Source organism: Rhizobium grahamii (assembly GCF_009498215.1).
Classification (GTDB): Bacteria; Pseudomonadota; Alphaproteobacteria; order Rhizobiales; family Rhizobiaceae; genus Rhizobium; species Rhizobium grahamii_A.
Genome location: NZ_CP043498.1, coordinates 1,684,714 through 1,701,617, shown reverse-complemented (window position 1 = coordinate 1,701,617; position 16,904 = coordinate 1,684,714). Strand labels below are relative to the sequence as shown.

The following is a 16,904-nucleotide window of genomic DNA, read 5'->3' as shown; positions in this document are numbered from 1 at the left end:
AGGAAATGACATGTTCCGGACATCCTTTCACACGGGCTTCATGGTCGGCTACTCGGCGAGCGATGCCGTACGGATCATCCGCGATCACGGCTACGACGCAGTCGAGCTAAACGCGGAGACGCTGCCTTGGGCCCAGGCCCATATCGGTCCTGAAACCTCCGCGAGCGAGCGTGGAGAGCTGGCGAAGCTGGGACCGTTCGCGGCCATCAGCGCACACAATTCCGATTTCGGTCTGAAGGACGAGGCCCGCAGGCTTGCCGCCGTCGACTGGACCCTGAAGCTCATTGAACAGGCACCGGACTACGGGGTTTCGACGGTCCACGTGATACCCGGAAACGATGCGGAGCTGGAGTCACTGTATGCTTCACTGAGCGCTGCAGTCGAGGCCGCTGAAAAGCACGGCGTGACGCTGGGCCTTGAGCCAATCGTCGGCCAGAGGATTGGCACGACCTCGGGAACGATTGATGCGTTGAAGCGCGTGCCCGGCCTTCGGGTCAATTTCGATCCCTCACATCTCCAGATAATGGAACACGATATTCCGGGCGCGATCCGCACTCTGGGCGACCACGCCTGCCATGTTCACATCAAGGATGCGATTGGCGTTCCGGACAAGTGGGCATTCGTCAAGCTCGGTGCCGGAGACATCGACTTCGTCGATATGTTTCGGGTGCTCAAGGAGAAGTCCTTCAATGGCTACGTGTCGGTCGAGCACGAGAGCCACTACTTCTCCGACGACAAGCGCGGCGTCGAGCAGGTTCTCGCCGAAAGCCTTGCCTTCATCCGTGCGGCCGAGAAGCAAGCCGAGGCGGGTTGATATGGACTACACGCTTCAATTCGACTTCAGCTACGATGACTGGATGATGCTACTGGATGGGGCATCGCGAACGATCGTCTTCTCGATCGGTAGCATGGCCATCGGGCTCGCGGTCGGCATCGCCTGTGCCATTGCACGTGTCAGCGGAGGAGGGCTCGCAAGGGCAGTTGCCGGAACCTACGTCGAGTTCATCCGCAACACGCCAATCCTGGTCCAACTCCTGCTTATCTACTTCGGCCTTCCGAGCCTCGGTCTGAGACTTTCCGCAGATACCGCGGCCATGATTGCGTTGATCTTCAACTTCGGCGCCTATGCGGCTGAGATTGTCCGCGCGGGTATCGAGGCGATGCCACGCGGTCAGATTGAAGCGGCACAGTCCCTCGGAATGACCCGTTGGGAGATCTACCGCTACATCGTCATCCTGCCCGCGATCGAGCGAGTGTATCCTGCCCTTGCAAGCCAGTTTACTCTGCTCATGCTCGGCTCAAGCATCATCTCGGCAATCGGCGCCAGTGAGCTGACTTCCGCAGCGAATTCGGTTCAGTCGCAGAACTTCAGAAGCTTCGAGGTCTATCTCGTCGCAGGCGGGATGTATCTCGTACTGACCCTGTTGATGCGTTTCCTCTTCTCGAACTTGGCATTGCTCCTGTTCCCGCGTCGTCGCGTGATCGGGGTGGCGACGCAGCAGGTGGCCTGACATGAGAGAGTTCTCCTTTCTTGACGTATGGCAGCTTATCCAGGCCGCAGAATGGACCGTCATTCTTTCGCTTCTGGCATTCATCGGAGGCGGTCTTGTCGGCGTCGCCATCACACTGATGCGGATCTCGCGGATATCAATCGTAAGGCGGATTGCGCAGCTTTACATCCTCGTGCTCCAGGGCACCCCTCTGCTGATCCAGATCTTCCTCGCCTACTTCGGTCTTGCGCTGCTTGGGATCGATCTGCCGCCCATCGTCGCGGCCGCCATCGCCCTGACTGCTTACGCGAGCGCGTTCTTCGGAGAGATCTGGCGGGGTGCCGTGGAATCTATTCCGAAGCCGCAGTGGGAAGGGTCGGCATCGCTTGGCCTTACTCGCTTCGAGCAGATTAGGTACGTGATCGCGCCCCAGGCGATGCGCGTCGCACTGCCACCCACGGTCGGGTTCGCGGTCCAGATCGTGAAGAACACCTCGCTGGCAGCGATAATCGGCCTGACCGAGGTCACCCGTATCGCCCAGTTCATCAACAACGTCCTCATCGACCCGATCACGATCTTCGGGACCGCAGCCGCGATCTACTTCGCGCTCTGCTTCCCCCTTTCCGTGCTCAGTCGCTATTTCGAACGGAGGCTCCATGTCGATCGTCCAAGTTTCAAAAGTTTCTAAGAGCTACGGTGCTGTAAAAGTGCTGCACGACGTCTCCTTCGACGTCGATCGCGGAAACGTCGTCGTGCTCATCGGTCGCTCGGGATCCGGAAAGAGCACCATCCTTCGTTGCCTCAACGGGCTCGAAACATTCTCGTCCGGAGAAATTCAGATCGCCGGCCACATGCTCAGCGAGGCGAAAAAGGATCTCCGCGCCCTTCGCCAGGATGTCGGGATCGTGTTCCAACACTACAACCTCTTCCCCCACCTCACCGTGGAGAAGAACATCACACTTGCCCTCAAGGTCGTGAAGGCGATGCCGGACCACGAGGCCCGCGAGATCGCGGAACGTGTGCTGGCCCAGGTCGGCTTGTCGGAAAAGCTCCGATCCTATCCCGAGCAATTGTCGGGCGGTCAGCAGCAACGCGTCGCCATCGCCCGGTCGCTGGCGATGTCGCCCAAGGTGATGCTGTTCGACGAGGTGACGTCTGCACTCGATCCCGAACTCAAGGAAGAGGTTCTGAAGGTCGTGGAAGAACTCGCGCAGCAGGGCATGACAATGCTCATGGTCACCCACGAAATGAACTTCGCGAGACACGTGGCCGACAAAGTCATCTTCATGCATGGCGGGCGAATCCATGAAGCGGGCGCGGCGGACGAGCTGTTCGCCAACCCGCAGACGCCGGAACTCCGCCAATTCGTCTCCAGCAGGGTCATCTAGGTGGACCCATAGTCATGGCAGCCGCCGGAGCGTCCGGCATTTCAAGAGGAGGAACTAGAATGATGAAGTTGCTTAAGGTACTCGGGCTTTCAATGGCGGTCATGTCCGCCATGACGCTCGCGGCGAAGGCACAATCGGTCGAGGACATCAAAGCCCGTGGGAAGGTGCTGGTGGCGATGGACCTCGGTTCTCCGCCCTATGCATTCACCGACGCCAACCAGCAGCCGCAGGGTTCCGACATCGAGACTGCGAAGCTCCTCGCTGCCGACATGGGCGTCGAGCTGCAGATTGTCCCAACGAATGGGCAGGGCCGAATCCCTGCGTTGCTGTCCAAGAAGGCCGACCTCGTTATCGCGACTTTCAGCTACACGCCGGAAAGGGCCAAAACCGTCGCGTTCTCGGATCCGTATTCCTTCACGCGTTCAGTCATCTTCGCCGAGAAAGGCGCCAAGATTTCCAGCCTCGACGACCTGGTTGGAAAGAAGACGGGCGTGGCGCGCGGCACAACTCCGGACGTACAGCTCGGGAAGCTGTTGCCGAAGGGCGCCGACATTGTCCGCTACGACGACGACGCCACCACCATTGCGGCTCTCGCGTCGGGACAGATCGACGCGCTTGGCACTGCTGACAACCGTTTCCTGACACTGGAGGAGCGTTTTCCGGGCCGCTTCGAAATCAAGTATCAAGTCGACAAGTATTACCTGGGGATCGGGTTGCGGCTCGGGAATCAGGATCTTCTCGACTATCTGAACAAGTGGGTCGCTGCCAACATGCAGAACGGCAAGCTTCCCGATATCTATCAGAAATGGCTCAAGCAGCCGCTGCCGAAGCTTCCGAAAATATCCGAAATAGGGGGCTGATTGAAGTCGCCGGTAACGCGATGGGGAGAGCGCAAGCTCTCCTCAGTTCGTTTCGGGGCACCTATCGACTTGGCGAACGATGGCTCGGCAGGGCAAACTGGTTCTGCCTGCGCCCGCCATGCGGTCGTAGAGGTCGGCCGCGTGAAAGCGGACTAGCTCCACGGCGTTATGTCTCCTGCGCGCCTATAGCGGTCATACTGCCAGCCTATGCTGCCGGATCTACCGCATACCGCAGATCCGTCAGATGGTCGTCGCGGGCGACCAGATTGCGCCTCGTCAGCCATCCATGCCCCCAGTCGCGGAGACCGAGCAGGATCGGTGCAAGTGTGCGCCCTTCCTCGGTGATCGAGTATTCCACCTTCGGCGGAATGACCGCGAAAACCTTTCGCTCGACAAGGCCATCCTCTTCGAGCTCGCGGAGCTGCTTGATCAGCAGGCGCTGCGAACAATCGCCAAGCTCGCGCTTCAGGGCGTTGAACCGCAGTGTTCCCTTGAGCAGGTGATAGAGGATCATGCCCTTCCATTTGCCACTGATGAGATTGAGGGCCGCATACATCGTGCAGCCCGGCACCTCGTCGTAGTTCCTATCCTTGTTCATGTTCGGCTCTCTTACAGTATACTTTTGATCACTATATGCTTTTTATTACCGTATTTTCAATCTGGCCACCATTCGCCAAATGCATGCGACCCGCTGCGAACTGCCTGACGCAGCTGAAACCATGTGAAGGAGAATGAGCATGACCAGAGTTATACGTTTCCACGAATACGGCGAGCCTGATGTGCTGCGCATCGATGACGTGGAGGTCTCGCAGCCCTCAGCGGATGAAATCCAGATTGCCGTGCGGGCAATCGGCCTCAATCGGGCAGAGGTCATGTTCCGGCGACATGCCTATCTTCAGGAAGCCGTGTTTCCTTCCACCCTCGGCTATGAGGCCGCAGGAACGGTCCGGGCGTTCGGGGCAGGCGTTGGCGGATTCGCGGAGGGCGATGCCGTCAGTGTCATTCCGACCTTGGATATGGCACGTTGGGGCACTTACGGCGAGGTCGTCAACATCCCGGCGCGACACGTCGTAAAGCACCCGGAAAACCTGTCGTTCGAACAGGCCGCTGCATCCTGGATGCAGTATGTGACGGCCTGGGGTGCATTGATCGAACAGGCAAGACTGTCTACGAAGGACTTTGTCGTCGTATCCGCGGCGTCGAGCAGCGTCGGCATCGCCGCATTCCAGATCGCCCGTAGTGTCGGGGCCACGGTGATCGCCACTACGCGAACGAGCGCCAAGGCCGAAGCGCTCCGCGACGCTGGTGCCCATCACGTCATCGCGACAGCGGAAGAGGATTTGCCCGCGCGTGTCATGGAGATCACCGAAGGCAAGGGAGCGCGCGTCGTATTCGATCCCATCGGCGGACCGGCGATCGCCCAGCTTGCCGACTGCATGTCAGTGGGAGGCATACTGCTGGAATACGGCGCTCTCAGTGCAGACGAAGGTCCTTTCCCGCAATTTGCCGTTCTCGGCAAGAGCCTGACATTGAAAGGCTATCTCTACACGGAGATCGTCTCGGACAATGCGATCCTTGATCGCGCGAAGGCCTTCATTAATGACGGGCTGCGATCGGGGGCGCTCGATCCTCTCATCGCCCGCACATTCGCGTTCGAGCAGATCCAAGAGGCTACCCGCTTCCTTGAAAGCAACGAACAGATCGGCAAGATCGTCGTGACGCTATGAACGAGCGTTCGGCCCGTGCCGGGACCATCAGCACGGGTCGGATACGATGTTCGCGTAAGGCAGATCCCAGACCTTTGCGGTAAGAATTCTGGTGTCCGCTTTCCGTGTTGGATGTCCTAGCAGCCGACGGCCGACCATCGGCCCCAAAGCGGTCACGTGTCACGAGGCGTGACCACACCGGTTCTGGCGCAAACCAGACAAATCATCTCGGCCCGAAGCTTATTGTCGCTCCACCATGATCACCTGGATTAGGCCACCCTTTTGACCCGGGCAAATAGTCCTGCACGCTGGTCACCGCTGCAATCCTTGCCCCTACGGACATGACACCTTCAAGAACACCATCGATCCAAGCGGCGTTCTCGTCTTCGTCTGCGAAATCGCGCGCGTGACGCTGCACCTCTCCACCGAGCTTTCCAGCACGAATGCCTTGCTGCTTGCCGATCTCGTACCAGCTCAGATTTGTTTGACTCTCATTTGTCATGTCGTTGCCTCAAGAGTGAAGGGCACTGTTATTGAATTCCTGGCAGTGGCTCCACTGGCACAGGCTGACAGCGACGCTTTGCTTCGGCGACGGCCTCGTCCATCGCCTGCTCAATGAGAAAGCATAGCAGTTCCGCACCCGGTTCGTTGTCGGCAACGTCGCGCGCAACCCTCAAGGACTCGATGAGCTTTGATATCTCCTTGTCCGACATAGCAGACCCGTCCTAGCTTTCGATCTCATAGATTTTCGCATTGTCCTGAACCTCTCGCAAACCTTTGTAGGAGGCCGCCCGGAGCTTCCGGTCGTGTGTCCAGGCACGGTATTCGATTTCAGCGATCAGGGTTGGCTGTACCCAGACGAGGTACTTTCCCCGACCCGTGTAGCCGACCGCTGGCCGCTTCCTTTTCAGGCGATCGAGCATTTTGCGGAGCTGTTCGGCGTTCTGCTCATTGAAGCCTGTTCCGACCGAGCCGACGTAGACGAAGTCGTTCCCCCTACGGGCGGCAAGGACAAGACTGCCGATTCCGGCGCGCGCAACGCCGGACGCCTCGTAGCCGACGATGATGAAACTATCGCTCATCGTGGTCTTCACTTTAATCCAGTCGCAGGTGCGTCCGGAGGTGTAGGTGCTGTCCTTGTTCTTGGCGACAATTCCTTCGAGACCATGCTCCCGGGCGGCGTGGACGATTTCGGTGCCGTCGCCGTCGATTTCCTCCGACAGTCGAACAGCACCGTCTTCGTCGCGCAGCAAGGATTCGAGAAAGTGCCGCCGCGCCGACAGTTCCAGGCTGCGAATGTCGTGACCATCGAAATAGAGAAGGTCGAACGCCATCATCATCGCGACGTCCGACGACTTCTTTCCTAGCCGACCGCCAAGCGATTGCTGCAGCCTACCGAAATCCGGCCGCCCGAGTTCATCGAGCACGACCGCCTCGCCATCGATGACTGCGGTTCCGACGCCGAGCCGCTTGACGCTGTCCTCAATCGCGGGAAACCGATGTGTCCAGTCGTGGCCGCCACGCGTCAGGATTCGCACCCGGCCATTTTCGAGGTGGACACAGATACGGTAGCCGTCCCACTTGACCTCGAAGGTCCATTCGTCGCCCCGAGGCGGCTTCGCCTTGCTGAGGGCTAGGCAGGGCTCGACGCGCGACGGCATTGGATCGAGGGGAAGGCGCGGCTGCGACGGGTCGCGCGGTTTCCGAGGCCTGCTGCGAAGCGGTTCCTCGGGTGCGACTAGCGGCTGAGAACGCGGAGACTTTGCCATTCCTTCATTACGCCAGAGAAGATCGGTTGAATCCACTCCGTCTTTCGGTTGTAGACCCGAGGCTTAGATTGGTCAGAGCACCATCGGCGCGTCGAGGCGCTCGCCAGTCTTGCTGATTATGGTGGAGCCGTAGGGTTCTCGCGACGAGATCATGATGCGATCGTTCGGAAGCGGCCTGGCAAGGTGCTTGGCTTCATCCCAGGGAGCGTTCATCCAGATTTCAGTCTCCTCACGAGACTGCAAGAGGACCGGCATTGCCTTTTCATGGATCGGTCGGACGACATCGTTCGGTTCGGTCGTCAGGATCGCGTATAGATCGTCGGTGGTCAGGCCGTCCTTCACCTTGCGGACGCTCTTCCACCCAGGCACCCACAGGCCCGCGAAGAACATGAGCGGTTTGTCGGGAGCGGCCGAGAACCAGGCGTTCGGGGTCTTGCCACCGTCCTCCTTGCTGGCCGGGTCGGGTTCGGCGAAGGTGGTCACGGGGACGAGACATCGGTGCTCGGCGCCGAACCATCGCTTCCAGTGAGGCAGGGCCAGGTTCCGGATGTTCGTTACGCCACCGTCAGGCTCCATCCGGAGCAGTTGGTCCATGTCCACCGGAAGGCCCTTCTTCCTCAGCTTTTCAGCGCGGGTTTCCGCTGCCTTCCTCTGCACGTAGATTGGGGAGGGCATGCCCCAGCGGCAGTTCGCGAGCTGCCGCTTGCCATCGGCGGCGTTTCGGATGACCGGTGCCCACTGGTCGGGATTGATCTGGTAGGCCGGCATCAGATTGATCAGGCTTTCGGCATCCTGCGCCCATTTGTTGGCCCAGTCGCGATCATCCATGCGGTAGAGGTTGCACATGCCAGCTCCCTTGCCCTCATCCGGGTGAGGCAAGGTAGCGGACCAGTTGGAGGCTATCAACATGGACTAGGGGATGGTCTCGGCTTATCGACAGACCGCATTGCATTGTGCGGCGCTGCCTCCTCTTAAGGTTTCTTGCCCGCCCCTCGTAGCTTTGATAATTTCGCGGCCTGCAAAACGAAGTAGATCGCAGAAGCCGCCGCGGCCATATATCAACAGCGGCGAATATGTTCTGTCGTTCGGGAAGGAATTCTCGGGGTTCAAGTGTCGCTCGCATGTTTTGCAATGATGCTACCAGAGTTGCAGCGATAGTAATTTGATGAATTTCTAATGTGATTGTTGGAGGCATTACGTATGAGGCCGACTACGATTTGCGGAGCAATCATCATCGGGACCGCGTCACTGCTGTCACTCGGCGTGCTTCCGATCCTCCTTGGCGGGTTGAATGATGCGGGCCTGTTGAGCAAGGCAGGCATCGGCCAAGCGGCCACCCTCGAATTGTTCGGTCTGACATTGGGCGCAACTGTTGGTGGCTACTGGATGGCGCGTGGCGTCATGCGCCTAAAGACCGCAGCGACAGCGCTCGGATTGGTGGCGGTCAATGTTGCGAACGCACACGCTGAAACAACATCCGCCGTATTGCTCGACCGGGCCGTCGCAGGCCTCCTCGCAGGACTTCTTTTTGGAGCCGCGAACGCGATCATCGTGCGTTCGAAGAATCCCGATCGCCTCACCGGGATCCTCTGTGGCGCATCTGTGCTGCCCCAGATTGGACTTGCCTATCTCTTTCCTGTTCTCTTGATACCAAGGTTCGGTGTTGCCGCGGCGCTTTACGCGCTCGCCGCTGGAGCGCTGATCGCGGCACTCTTCGCTGTCACGCTGATCGACAAGGTGAGTGTCCTGGAGCGCGGGGAACGAACGGGAATTCGTTTCAGCGGAACCGTAATGTTTTTCGGGGGCGCAACAGTCCTTCAAGCCGCGGGACTTGGTGCGGCTTGGACCTATATCGAGCGCGTTGCAACTCAGCACGGTCTTGGCCCGTCTGTGATCGGCCTGGCTTTCTCCGCCAGTCTCGCCTGCCAGGTGGCCGCTTCGTGGCTCTCGGCATGGCTCGTTCCGAATGCAGCAAAATGGCCGAGCCTTTTGATGCTTGTGCTGGCACAGGCAGGTTTCATCGCGCTCGCCATCCTTACCGATGCACCGATGGCGTTCATAGCTTCGATCTGCATCTTTGCCAGCGCCTCATGTGCCCTGCAAGCCTTCCAGATGGCGGAGATCGTCAGGCTCGACACCACCCGGCGGGCGGCCGTGTTGATCTTGCCGACAATCCTGTTTGGTAACGGGTTAGGGCCATTGGTCGCATCCTTCGCGACGACAGAAACCAACGTCCTCGGCGGCGGCTGGGCCGCAGTCGCAATGACTGCACTGTCTTTCCTTCTCTATTCTTCGGTAGCCTTCAGGTCGGCAGGGCAGACGAGGAGCTCTCTGCTCGGAGCGGATACGCGCTGACGCAAGCGCTTGTCAGCAGATGGCCAGCAGTTCCGCCGCGTATGCGATGTCTGCGTTCGCTCGCGAGTCTGGATAGCGGTCCATGATCGGCTCCAGAAGCAAGCGGGCGGCGGCAGCTTGCTGTTGCCGAACTTTAAGGTTGGCGAGACTCAAAGTAGCGCGTATTTCCCACGCGACGGCACCTTGCGACAGCGATACCGAGTGGGCCTTTGAATAGAGCCTCTCAGCCTCCTCCGTCCGTCCGGCAGCAAGGTGATGTTCGCCGGCGGCGCGGAAATGTTCCGCCGCGCACCAGTGTCGCGGCATAGCCTCGATCCGCTGGAGATCGATGGGCCTGTGAAATGCACAGTGAATGCTCGTCATAACATCTGCATGGGAGGGTACATGCGGTGTCCAATCAATCGGTCCGGCGCCAAACGACCTTCCGCCATTCCGAAGGCGGTCCATCGCATCGCGCATACTTGGAACGTACCTGGCCCATCCAGGAATACTGTATTCGATCGCCAGATCTTCGAAGAGCTTCGCGCTGGCCGCCGCTCGGTCAAAGGCGCCCGCCCACAGATAGACGCTCACGCCGCCGCCCCATGCAACCCATGATATCGTAGGAGCGTGACCGCCCCGATCGCGGAGCGGTGAGCCTCCTCCACTTCCTCTAGGCTTCGTTCGAAATCGCCGCGGATCCAAAGCACGCGCGAGCGGAGAACTTGAATGTTCGACGTGTAATCAGTCGCGACGGGAGGGGGAGACATCATTGACTTGGCGACGGTCATCGCCCGCTCACATTCGCCCAGCGCCGCGGCGAAGTCGGAGCAGTAGTATTTGGCAAAGCCGTTGAGATAGTGCGCCGTGTGAAGGAAGTCAGCGCTCTGAGTCTGTTGCGCGAATTCGAAGACTTCAGAGCCGTAGCGCTCCATCTTCGCTACATTCGCGGCCGTTACGGCCGCACTGGTGAGTGTCACGAGTGCGTTCATGCGCTGCTCAGGTGCGTTCAACCGTTTCGAGAGATCCAGAGATCGCAATGCAGCAGTCTCGATGTGGTCGAGAAAGTTCAATGGATGAACAGGCTGTGTATCGAGAAGGATCTGCGCCGTGACATCGCAGACGAGCATCTCCAACCGGAGGCTCTCTTCGTCCCGCACATCCGCAGATATTGTGCGGAGGGTCTCGGCCGAGCGGTTTACATACTCCGCCTTTATGTTGAGGGACTGGCAGAGACCAATTGCCGCTGCCATCAGCTTCAGTGCCGTTCGCCAGTCGCCGTTCCGCACTGACCAGTCATGTGCCGCGCGCCAATCATCCAGGATACCGCCATGGCTCCTCTTAAGATGCCCGGAGACATCTTCCCGCCCGTTGATCGCCGCCAATCGGCGCAGTGTATGATCAACGAAGCGCGCATAGACGACGGAAGCCTCTTCGCTTTCCAGAAGCTTCAGCCTCGCGTAGACGCGCATCGTCTCAAGGAACCTGAAGGAAGCTGCCTCTCCTCCGAAGTCGACGGTGATGAGTGACTTTGCCCTGAGGTTCGCCAATGCCTCCTGAACTGCCGTGGCGGTCACCGTTTCCGTGCTGGCGACTACCTGTGCGTCGTCCGCCGAGAACCGTCCGGGAAACACGCCAAGGCGGCGCATCACAGCAGCTTCGACCTCGTTCAGAGCGTCATAGCTCCAGTCGATCGCCGCCTGGAGCGTCCGGTGCTTCGGCAGGGCTGTGCGGGTCCCGCGGGTCAGCACCGTGAAGCGGTCGTCGAGCCGACGAGCCAGTTCGGGGATGGTCATGGAATCGCTGGTGGCTGCGGCGAGTTCGATCGCAAGTGGACTTCCATCGAGGCGGCGGCAGACTTCTCCAAGAAGGGACGCATCTGCGTCGTCCAGAGCGAATACACCCGACCTTCGGCTCGCAGCTTCCACGAACATCTGCACGGCCGCGTAGCCCATGGCTGCTTGAGCCGTCAGCGCGGTCCCTGCCGGCGGACAGGCAAGGGGATGCAAGGGAAACACCTGCTCGCCGGGAACCCGCAGCGGCTCTCGGCTGGTGGCCAGGATCGCAATACCTTCGCTCTTGCTCGTCAGCCTTGCGACGATGGCTGCAACGTCGCCGACGACGTGTTCGCAATTATCGAAGACAAGCAGCATTGTCCTGCCTCGGAGGGCACGCTCGATATGAGCGACGACATCGTTTGGAGACCCCTCCAACTCGAGCGCTTCAAAAACGCATACCGCCACCTGCAGCGATGACACGGACGTGGAGAAATCGACGAAGACGCACTCGGTATGAACATAGCTGGCTGGCTCCGCAATAGCTGCCAGCGCCAGCGCGGTCTTGCCGATGCCTCCCGCTCCGACGATCGTCACGATGCGATGTGTGGTGATCGCGTCGCCGAGACCAGTCAGGGCCTCGCTTCTGCCGAACAGGGTGCTGAGCTGTCTAGGAACGCGGGAAGGAGGCGGACGGGGAGCTTCACTCGCGCGGTCCGCTGACACGGGACCCGCGAATACATATCCCTCACGCGGTACCGTGGCGATGTCGAATGCATCGTCGGGTCCGCCGGAGATGGCCTTGCGCAACGCTACGATATGTACCCGAAGGTTTACGTCCGCGACCTGCAGGCCCGACCAGGCGGCGGTCAATAGTTCCTGCTGGCTGACGACTTCACCCGGCCGTTCAAGCAGCGCCATGAGCACCCGGCATGCCCGCGCGCCGACATTCAGGCGATTTCCATCGCGTCGCAGCTCGAGCCGCACTGGGTCGAGCTCAAAAGGGCCGAAAGTGAACCGTTCCACCGACACGACTGGCTCCGCGAGAAGGCCTTGTAGATACCCGAAGACCCCATAAGCGGCAAGTCTAGTGCCTCTTCGGCCAAGGTGTCCGAAAGCCTGTTGCGTCGCCTTAACAACTCTTAACAGCTACCAACTTGAACCTCCCACCCTCCGGATCGACACTCCGTCCATCGAAAAAGAACGGACGGATGGGAGGTTTGCCAATGCCGATTTCGGCTCACAACGCGCAGGCGATCATCGATCACGCTGAGACCAAGGCCCGGGAAATGGGCCTTGCCGCAATCATCGCCATTCTGGACGAGGGCGGGCACCTGAAAGCCTTTCACCGCATGGACGGCGCAGTGCTCGGATCGATCGACATCGCGATGCGGAAGGCTCGGACCGCCGTGCTCTTCCAATGCAACAGCGAGGATGTTTGGGACTATCTGAAGCCCGGCGCTCCCGCGCCCCATCTGGAATTGAGCAACGGCGGGCTGGCACCCTACGCGGGCGGCATAGCGCTCAAATGTCCCAATGGCGGTCTGGCCGGGTCGCTCGGCGTCTCTGGCGGAACCATCGAGCAGGACACCAAGATCGCCAAGGCTGGGCTCGCAGCCTTCGAGGCGACACTCCGCTGACCATTAACTCGCGAGCACGAAGGGAGAATGACATGGGAAAGACAATCCTCATTACTGGCGGCGGATCAGGCTTCGGCAAGGCCGCTGCAATCGGAATGGCCAGAAACGGTCACAACATCATCGCAACCTGCCAGGTTTCCCCGATGGTTACGGCCATGCGCGAGGAAGTGACAAAGCTGGATCTCGGCAGACGCATCCGCGTCGAGCGCCTGGACCTCACGGATCCTTACGACATCAAGCAGGCGCAAGGATGGGACTTCGACGTCCTCTGGAATAATGCGGGGCAGGGTGAACCAGGTCCCGTTTGGGAAATCCCCGTCGACATAGTTCGCCGCAACTTCGAAATGAATGTCTTCCTTCCGCTGACACTCACGCAGGGTGTAATCCAGCGCTGGATCCGCGAAGGAAAGCATCATGGCAAGAAGGTGGTGTTCACCTCCTCGATGGGCGGCCTTTTCACGCCGGCGAATTGGGGGACATACGTCTCGACCAAGCACGCGCTCGAATCCATCGCTGAAGCGCTGCAGCAGGAACTTGCCGCCTATGGTATCAAGATCCAGACCATCAATCCCGGCGCCTACTACACCGGCTACAACGAGACGATGGCCGACAATCCGTTCCGGTGGATGGATGACAGCAAGAACTTCACGAAGCGCGCCGATCTCAGGAAGGGATTCGACGACTTCTTCGCGACACCGGAGGGCAAGATGGATGCCCAAGAAATGATCGATCGCATGATCGAGATCGTTCCGGCCGATACGGGCAAGTTCCGCAATGTCTGCCCGAAGGTGATTGAGGACATGTTGAAGGATCACCAGCTCAAGGCCTGGGAAGCCCAGATCTAAGCTGCAGTAAGGCGGCGTTGCCCCCGCCGCTCACCTCCGCCGCCGGGATAGGCCCCGGTGGCAGGCAACTTGTTCACAAGGAGTTCTGAGATGAGCAACAGCAAATCATTGGTGGCAACTCTGCGAGGTATCGCATGTGCGGCCTCTATTTCACTGTGCATGGCTGCCGGAGGCGCGGTCGCGGCCGACGAGGTCGCAAACAAGGCGACCGTGCAGAAGGCGTTCGATGCATGGGCCGCGGGCACCGGAAGCCCGTATGATCTCCTGGCCGACAACGTCACTTGGACGATCACGGGCAATTCGGCCGCTTCCAAGTCCTATGGCAGTCGGGATGCCTTCATCAACGAGGTCATCAAACCGTTCAACGCTCGCATGAGCGTCGGTCTCAAGCCGACGATCCGGAACATGTATGCCGACGGCGACACCGTCATCGTGTTCTTCGACGCAGCCGGAACCGCGAAGGATGGCCAGCCATACAAGAACACCTATGCCTGGTTCCTCGATCTCGATGGCGGCAAGATCGTGAAAGCATCGGCATTCTTCGACAGTATCGCCTTCGACAAGCTCTGGGCGCTGCCTGCTGCCTCCGAATAGGAAAAGGACACCGAGATGAAGACCTGGTTCATAACCGGAGCATCGCGCGGGTTCGGCGCCCGCATTGCGCAGCTTGCTCTTGAACGCGGTGACAACGTTGTCGCCACCGCCCGCAGCGCAGGATCGGTCACGGAGAAGCTCGGAGAGCGGCGCAACCTTCTCGCAGCCGCGCTGGACGTGACGAACGAGGAGCAGGCGCGGGACGCTGCCCGTCAGGCAGTCGAGCGGTTCGGTGCTATCGACGTGCTGCTGAACAATGCAGGATTCGGCCTCATCGGGGCAGTCGAGGAAGCCTCGGCAGAGGAGGTCGAACGGCTCTACCGCACAAACGTCTTCGGTCTGCTGACGGTGACGCGTGCAGTGCTCCCGCAGATGCGATCGCAGAGGTTCGGTCGCATCCTCAACGTCTCGTCGATCGGTGGCTACCGCGCGGGTGCAGGATTCGGTGTCTACTGTTCGACGAAGTTTGCGGTCGAGGGGCTGTCGGAGGCGCTTCACGCGGAACTGGAACCGCTTGGAATCCATGTGACCGTGATCGAACCGGGCTATTTCCGGACGGACTTCCTTGATCCCAGCTCGTTGTCGTCGAGCGGCAACCGGATCTCTGACTATGACGGAACCGCAGGTGCGGTCCGCGAGCATGCGTCTTCGCTGAACCACAACCAGCCCGGCGACCCGGAGAAGTTTGCCCGGCAGATCGTGGCCTTCGCCGATGTCGCGCAGCCACCTGTGCGCATGCCGTTCGGTAGCGACACGGTTGCTGCGATCGAAGCGAAGCACTTGTCCGACGGGGACATCATCAAGCGGTGGCGAGAGGTCTCGGTCTCCACCGACTTTTGAAGAAGGTGCACCGCGTTCCCGATGTTGCGTTTTAGGCGGTGCCGTCCTTTGATGTAACGCGTTGGCCCGGGGAGACATATGGACGGCACCCATCTCTTTGAACTCGTGATCGCAATGTTTCTTGCGATCATTGCGCTCCACTATCTCGCTCACCGCCTGGGACTACCTCCGTCTGTGGCGCTGCTTGCGGGTGGTGCCATGCTGGCCTTCGTCCCGGGATACCCGCGATCACGGTCGATCCCGAACTCGTGCTGGTCATTTTCCTTCCGCCTCTTCTTTTCGATGGCGCCTGGACCATTGCCGTCGACAGGCTGAAGCGACACATGTTCGGCATCGCCTCGCTCGCCGTCGGGGCGGTGCTCTTCACAACCGTTGTCGTTGCAGTTGTCGCCCATCTGTTGATGCCGTCCTTGCCTTGGGCGGCCTGCGCCGCGCTCGGAGCCATCGTCTCACCACCGGATGCAGTGGCCGCCCGTGCGATTCTCGAACACGTACGCCTGCCGCGCCGCCTTCAGATCCTGCTTGAAGGCGAGAGCCTGCTGAATGATGCGAGCGGACTTGTCCTCTTCCGCTTTGCCGTCGCAGCGACAGCGACTGGAGCATTCAGTACGGTCAGCGCAGTTGGGACGTTCGTTGTGCTTGCCGCAGGCGGTGCTTTGCTGGGGGGCGTGCTTGGCTTCGCATGGGTCAAGCTAGTCCGGCGACTTCGCGACGACTATCTCATGATCGCGGCAACCACGCTGCTCTGCTGGATCGCATATCTATTGGGGGAACAACTCCATGTGTCTGGTGTGATCGCCACTGTGACAGCGGGTCTTATAGCCTCATGGCACCAGCACACCCGTCATGTCAGCGGGGACACGCATGCGCGGTACGTCGTTCTGGACGGTACTGGTTTTCCTCATGGAGGCGATGGTCTTCATCCTCATCGGTCTTTCTCTGCGCGACATCGTCGAGCGCGGTGGCGGCTTCATCGCGATGATCGAGACCATGACGTTCCCGTCGCTCGCGATCCTCATCGCACTCATTGCGGCTCGCTTCATCTGGGTCTTCGGCTCTGATCTCGTAATAAAGCTCGCAAACGGCCTGGGTCTTGCCGATCCGTTCCGATGGGGCGGGGGCGGCGACAGTTCTAGGCTGGGCGGGCGTACGCGGGGTGGTCACCCTTGCGCTAGCTTTGAGCTTGCCAGACGACTTTCCCGGGCGCGACTTTATCCTCGTCATTTCGTTCGCCGTGATCATGGGGACAGTACTCCTGCAGGGAACGACGCTTGGTGCCGTGATCTCCTGGGCAGGTTTGGGAGAGGCCGAAGCCGAACGCGCACCAATGACGATGAGCCAGGCCGAAGCGGCAATGGCGCAGGTTCAGTTCGTGAAGGTGAAGGATCTCGCATACGACCATGAGGGCACTCTGATCCATCCTCAATTGCTGGCAAGATACGAACGTCGAGCGACCGCAATCATCGACTACGCGGAGAGAACCGAGGATTATGCGCCGATGCTTCATGCTCACTTCGATGTCGTGCTGGAGGCGGTCGCTGTTGGCCGGAGCGAACTCATACGCCTGCATCGTGTCGGGCAGATTGATGACGAGACACTCCGGGAACTCGAGCGGGATCTCGACCTGGAGGAACTGAGTGCCATCTCAGCGAAGGCATGATCC

17 protein-coding genes and 1 pseudogene are annotated in these 16,904 nt (G+C 59.9%); 12 read left to right on the top strand and 6 right to left on the bottom strand.

Going from position 1 to position 16,904, the window contains the following annotated elements:
* Window positions 1–10: 10 nt before the first annotated feature.
* The 5 genes from FZ934_RS08415 to FZ934_RS08395 are packed head-to-tail and all read left to right on the top strand — an operon-like array spanning window position 11 to window position 3,738.
* The gene (locus tag FZ934_RS08415) at window positions 11–814 is read left to right on the top strand and encodes a sugar phosphate isomerase/epimerase family protein (RefSeq protein ID WP_153270701.1); all 804 of its coding nucleotides are present in this window, start codon (window positions 11–13) and stop codon (window positions 812–814) included.
* A 1-nt stretch (window position 815) separates the two neighbouring features.
* Entirely contained in the window at window positions 816–1,511 is a 696-nt protein-coding gene (locus FZ934_RS08410; RefSeq protein ID WP_153270700.1) for an amino acid ABC transporter permease, read from the top strand.
* A gap of 1 nt (window position 1,512) precedes the next feature.
* Complete coding sequence (locus FZ934_RS08405; RefSeq protein WP_153270699.1) at window positions 1,513–2,178, top strand: amino acid ABC transporter permease; 666 nt, start codon at window positions 1,513–1,515, stop codon at window positions 2,176–2,178.
* Window positions 2,147–2,878 carry an amino acid ABC transporter ATP-binding protein gene (locus FZ934_RS08400; RefSeq protein ID WP_153270698.1) on the top strand — a complete coding sequence of 244 codons (732 nt, stop codon included), beginning with the start codon at window positions 2,147–2,149 and terminating at the stop codon, window positions 2,876–2,878. Before FZ934_RS08405 ends, FZ934_RS08400 begins: the two co-directional genes overlap by 32 nt.
* A 59-nt stretch (window positions 2,879–2,937) precedes the next feature.
* Window positions 2,938–3,738, top strand: coding sequence for a transporter substrate-binding domain-containing protein (locus tag FZ934_RS08395; protein WP_194273778.1), 801 nt, complete (start codon window positions 2,938–2,940; stop codon window positions 3,736–3,738).
* 205 nt (window positions 3,739–3,943) lie between these two features.
* On the opposite strand, the gene FZ934_RS08390 is transcribed toward FZ934_RS08395, so the two are convergent.
* Window positions 3,944–4,336: a winged helix-turn-helix transcriptional regulator gene (locus FZ934_RS08390; RefSeq protein ID WP_194273777.1), complete on the bottom strand. Its 393-nt coding sequence runs from the start codon at window positions 4,334–4,336 to the stop codon at window positions 3,944–3,946.
* Window positions 4,337–4,475: 139 nt separating this feature from the next.
* On the opposite strand from FZ934_RS08390, the gene FZ934_RS08385 reads away from it, so the two are divergent.
* Window positions 4,476–5,465 carry a zinc-dependent alcohol dehydrogenase family protein gene (locus tag FZ934_RS08385; protein ID WP_153270696.1) on the top strand — a complete coding sequence of 330 codons (990 nt, stop codon included), beginning with the start codon at window positions 4,476–4,478 and terminating at the stop codon, window positions 5,463–5,465.
* Between the two features lie 202 nt (window positions 5,466–5,667).
* Here FZ934_RS08385 and FZ934_RS08380 read toward each other — a convergent pair whose 3' ends face one another.
* From FZ934_RS08380 to FZ934_RS08370, 3 genes are all read right to left on the bottom strand, one after another.
* Window positions 5,668–5,946 carry a hypothetical protein gene (locus FZ934_RS08380; RefSeq protein ID WP_153270695.1) on the bottom strand — a complete coding sequence of 93 codons (279 nt, stop codon included), beginning with the start codon at window positions 5,944–5,946 and terminating at the stop codon, window positions 5,668–5,670.
* Window positions 5,947–6,169: 223 nt separating this feature from the next.
* Window positions 6,170–7,213: a non-homologous end-joining DNA ligase gene (ligD, locus tag FZ934_RS08375; protein ID WP_153270694.1), complete on the bottom strand. Its 1,044-nt coding sequence runs from the start codon at window positions 7,211–7,213 to the stop codon at window positions 6,170–6,172.
* Window positions 7,214–7,285: 72 nt separating this feature from the next.
* Window positions 7,286–8,059 carry an SOS response-associated peptidase gene (locus tag FZ934_RS08370; RefSeq protein WP_153270693.1) on the bottom strand — a complete coding sequence of 258 codons (774 nt, stop codon included), beginning with the start codon at window positions 8,057–8,059 and terminating at the stop codon, window positions 7,286–7,288.
* 354 nt (window positions 8,060–8,413) lie between these two features.
* On the opposite strand from FZ934_RS08370, the gene FZ934_RS08365 reads away from it, so the two are divergent.
* The gene (locus tag FZ934_RS08365) at window positions 8,414–9,568 is read left to right on the top strand and encodes a hypothetical protein (RefSeq protein ID WP_194273776.1); all 1,155 of its coding nucleotides are present in this window, start codon (window positions 8,414–8,416) and stop codon (window positions 9,566–9,568) included.
* Window positions 9,569–9,580: 12 nt separating this feature from the next.
* Here FZ934_RS08365 and FZ934_RS27770 read toward each other — a convergent pair whose 3' ends face one another.
* Entirely contained in the window at window positions 9,581–10,141 is a 561-nt protein-coding gene (locus tag FZ934_RS27770; RefSeq protein ID WP_194273775.1) for a hypothetical protein, read from the bottom strand.
* Window positions 10,138–12,354, bottom strand: coding sequence for an ATP-binding protein (locus tag FZ934_RS08360; RefSeq protein ID WP_194273774.1), 2,217 nt, complete (start codon window positions 12,352–12,354; stop codon window positions 10,138–10,140). The genes FZ934_RS27770 and FZ934_RS08360 overlap by 4 nt, the downstream gene beginning before the upstream one ends.
* A gap of 194 nt (window positions 12,355–12,548) precedes the next feature.
* Here FZ934_RS08360 and FZ934_RS08355 point away from each other — a divergent pair, with 194 nt between their 5' ends.
* The 5 genes and pseudogenes from FZ934_RS08355 (at window position 12,549) to FZ934_RS08335 (ending at window position 16,901) form a co-directional block, all read left to right on the top strand.
* Window positions 12,549–12,962: a GlcG/HbpS family heme-binding protein gene (locus tag FZ934_RS08355; protein ID WP_153270692.1), complete on the top strand. Its 414-nt coding sequence runs from the start codon at window positions 12,549–12,551 to the stop codon at window positions 12,960–12,962.
* A 32-nt stretch (window positions 12,963–12,994) separates the two neighbouring features.
* Window positions 12,995–13,807, top strand: coding sequence for an SDR family oxidoreductase (locus FZ934_RS08350; protein ID WP_153270691.1), 813 nt, complete (start codon window positions 12,995–12,997; stop codon window positions 13,805–13,807).
* Between the two features lie 90 nt (window positions 13,808–13,897).
* Window positions 13,898–14,401, top strand: a complete 504-nt coding sequence (locus tag FZ934_RS08345) for a nuclear transport factor 2 family protein (protein ID WP_153270690.1) — start codon at window positions 13,898–13,900, stop codon at window positions 14,399–14,401.
* A 15-nt stretch (window positions 14,402–14,416) separates the two neighbouring features.
* Window positions 14,417–15,241, top strand: a complete 825-nt coding sequence (locus tag FZ934_RS08340; protein ID WP_153270689.1) for an oxidoreductase — start codon at window positions 14,417–14,419, stop codon at window positions 15,239–15,241.
* A gap of 78 nt (window positions 15,242–15,319) precedes the next feature.
* A pseudogene (locus FZ934_RS08335) lies at window positions 15,320–16,901 on the top strand (Na+/H+ antiporter).
* Window positions 16,902–16,904 lie beyond the last annotated feature (3 nt).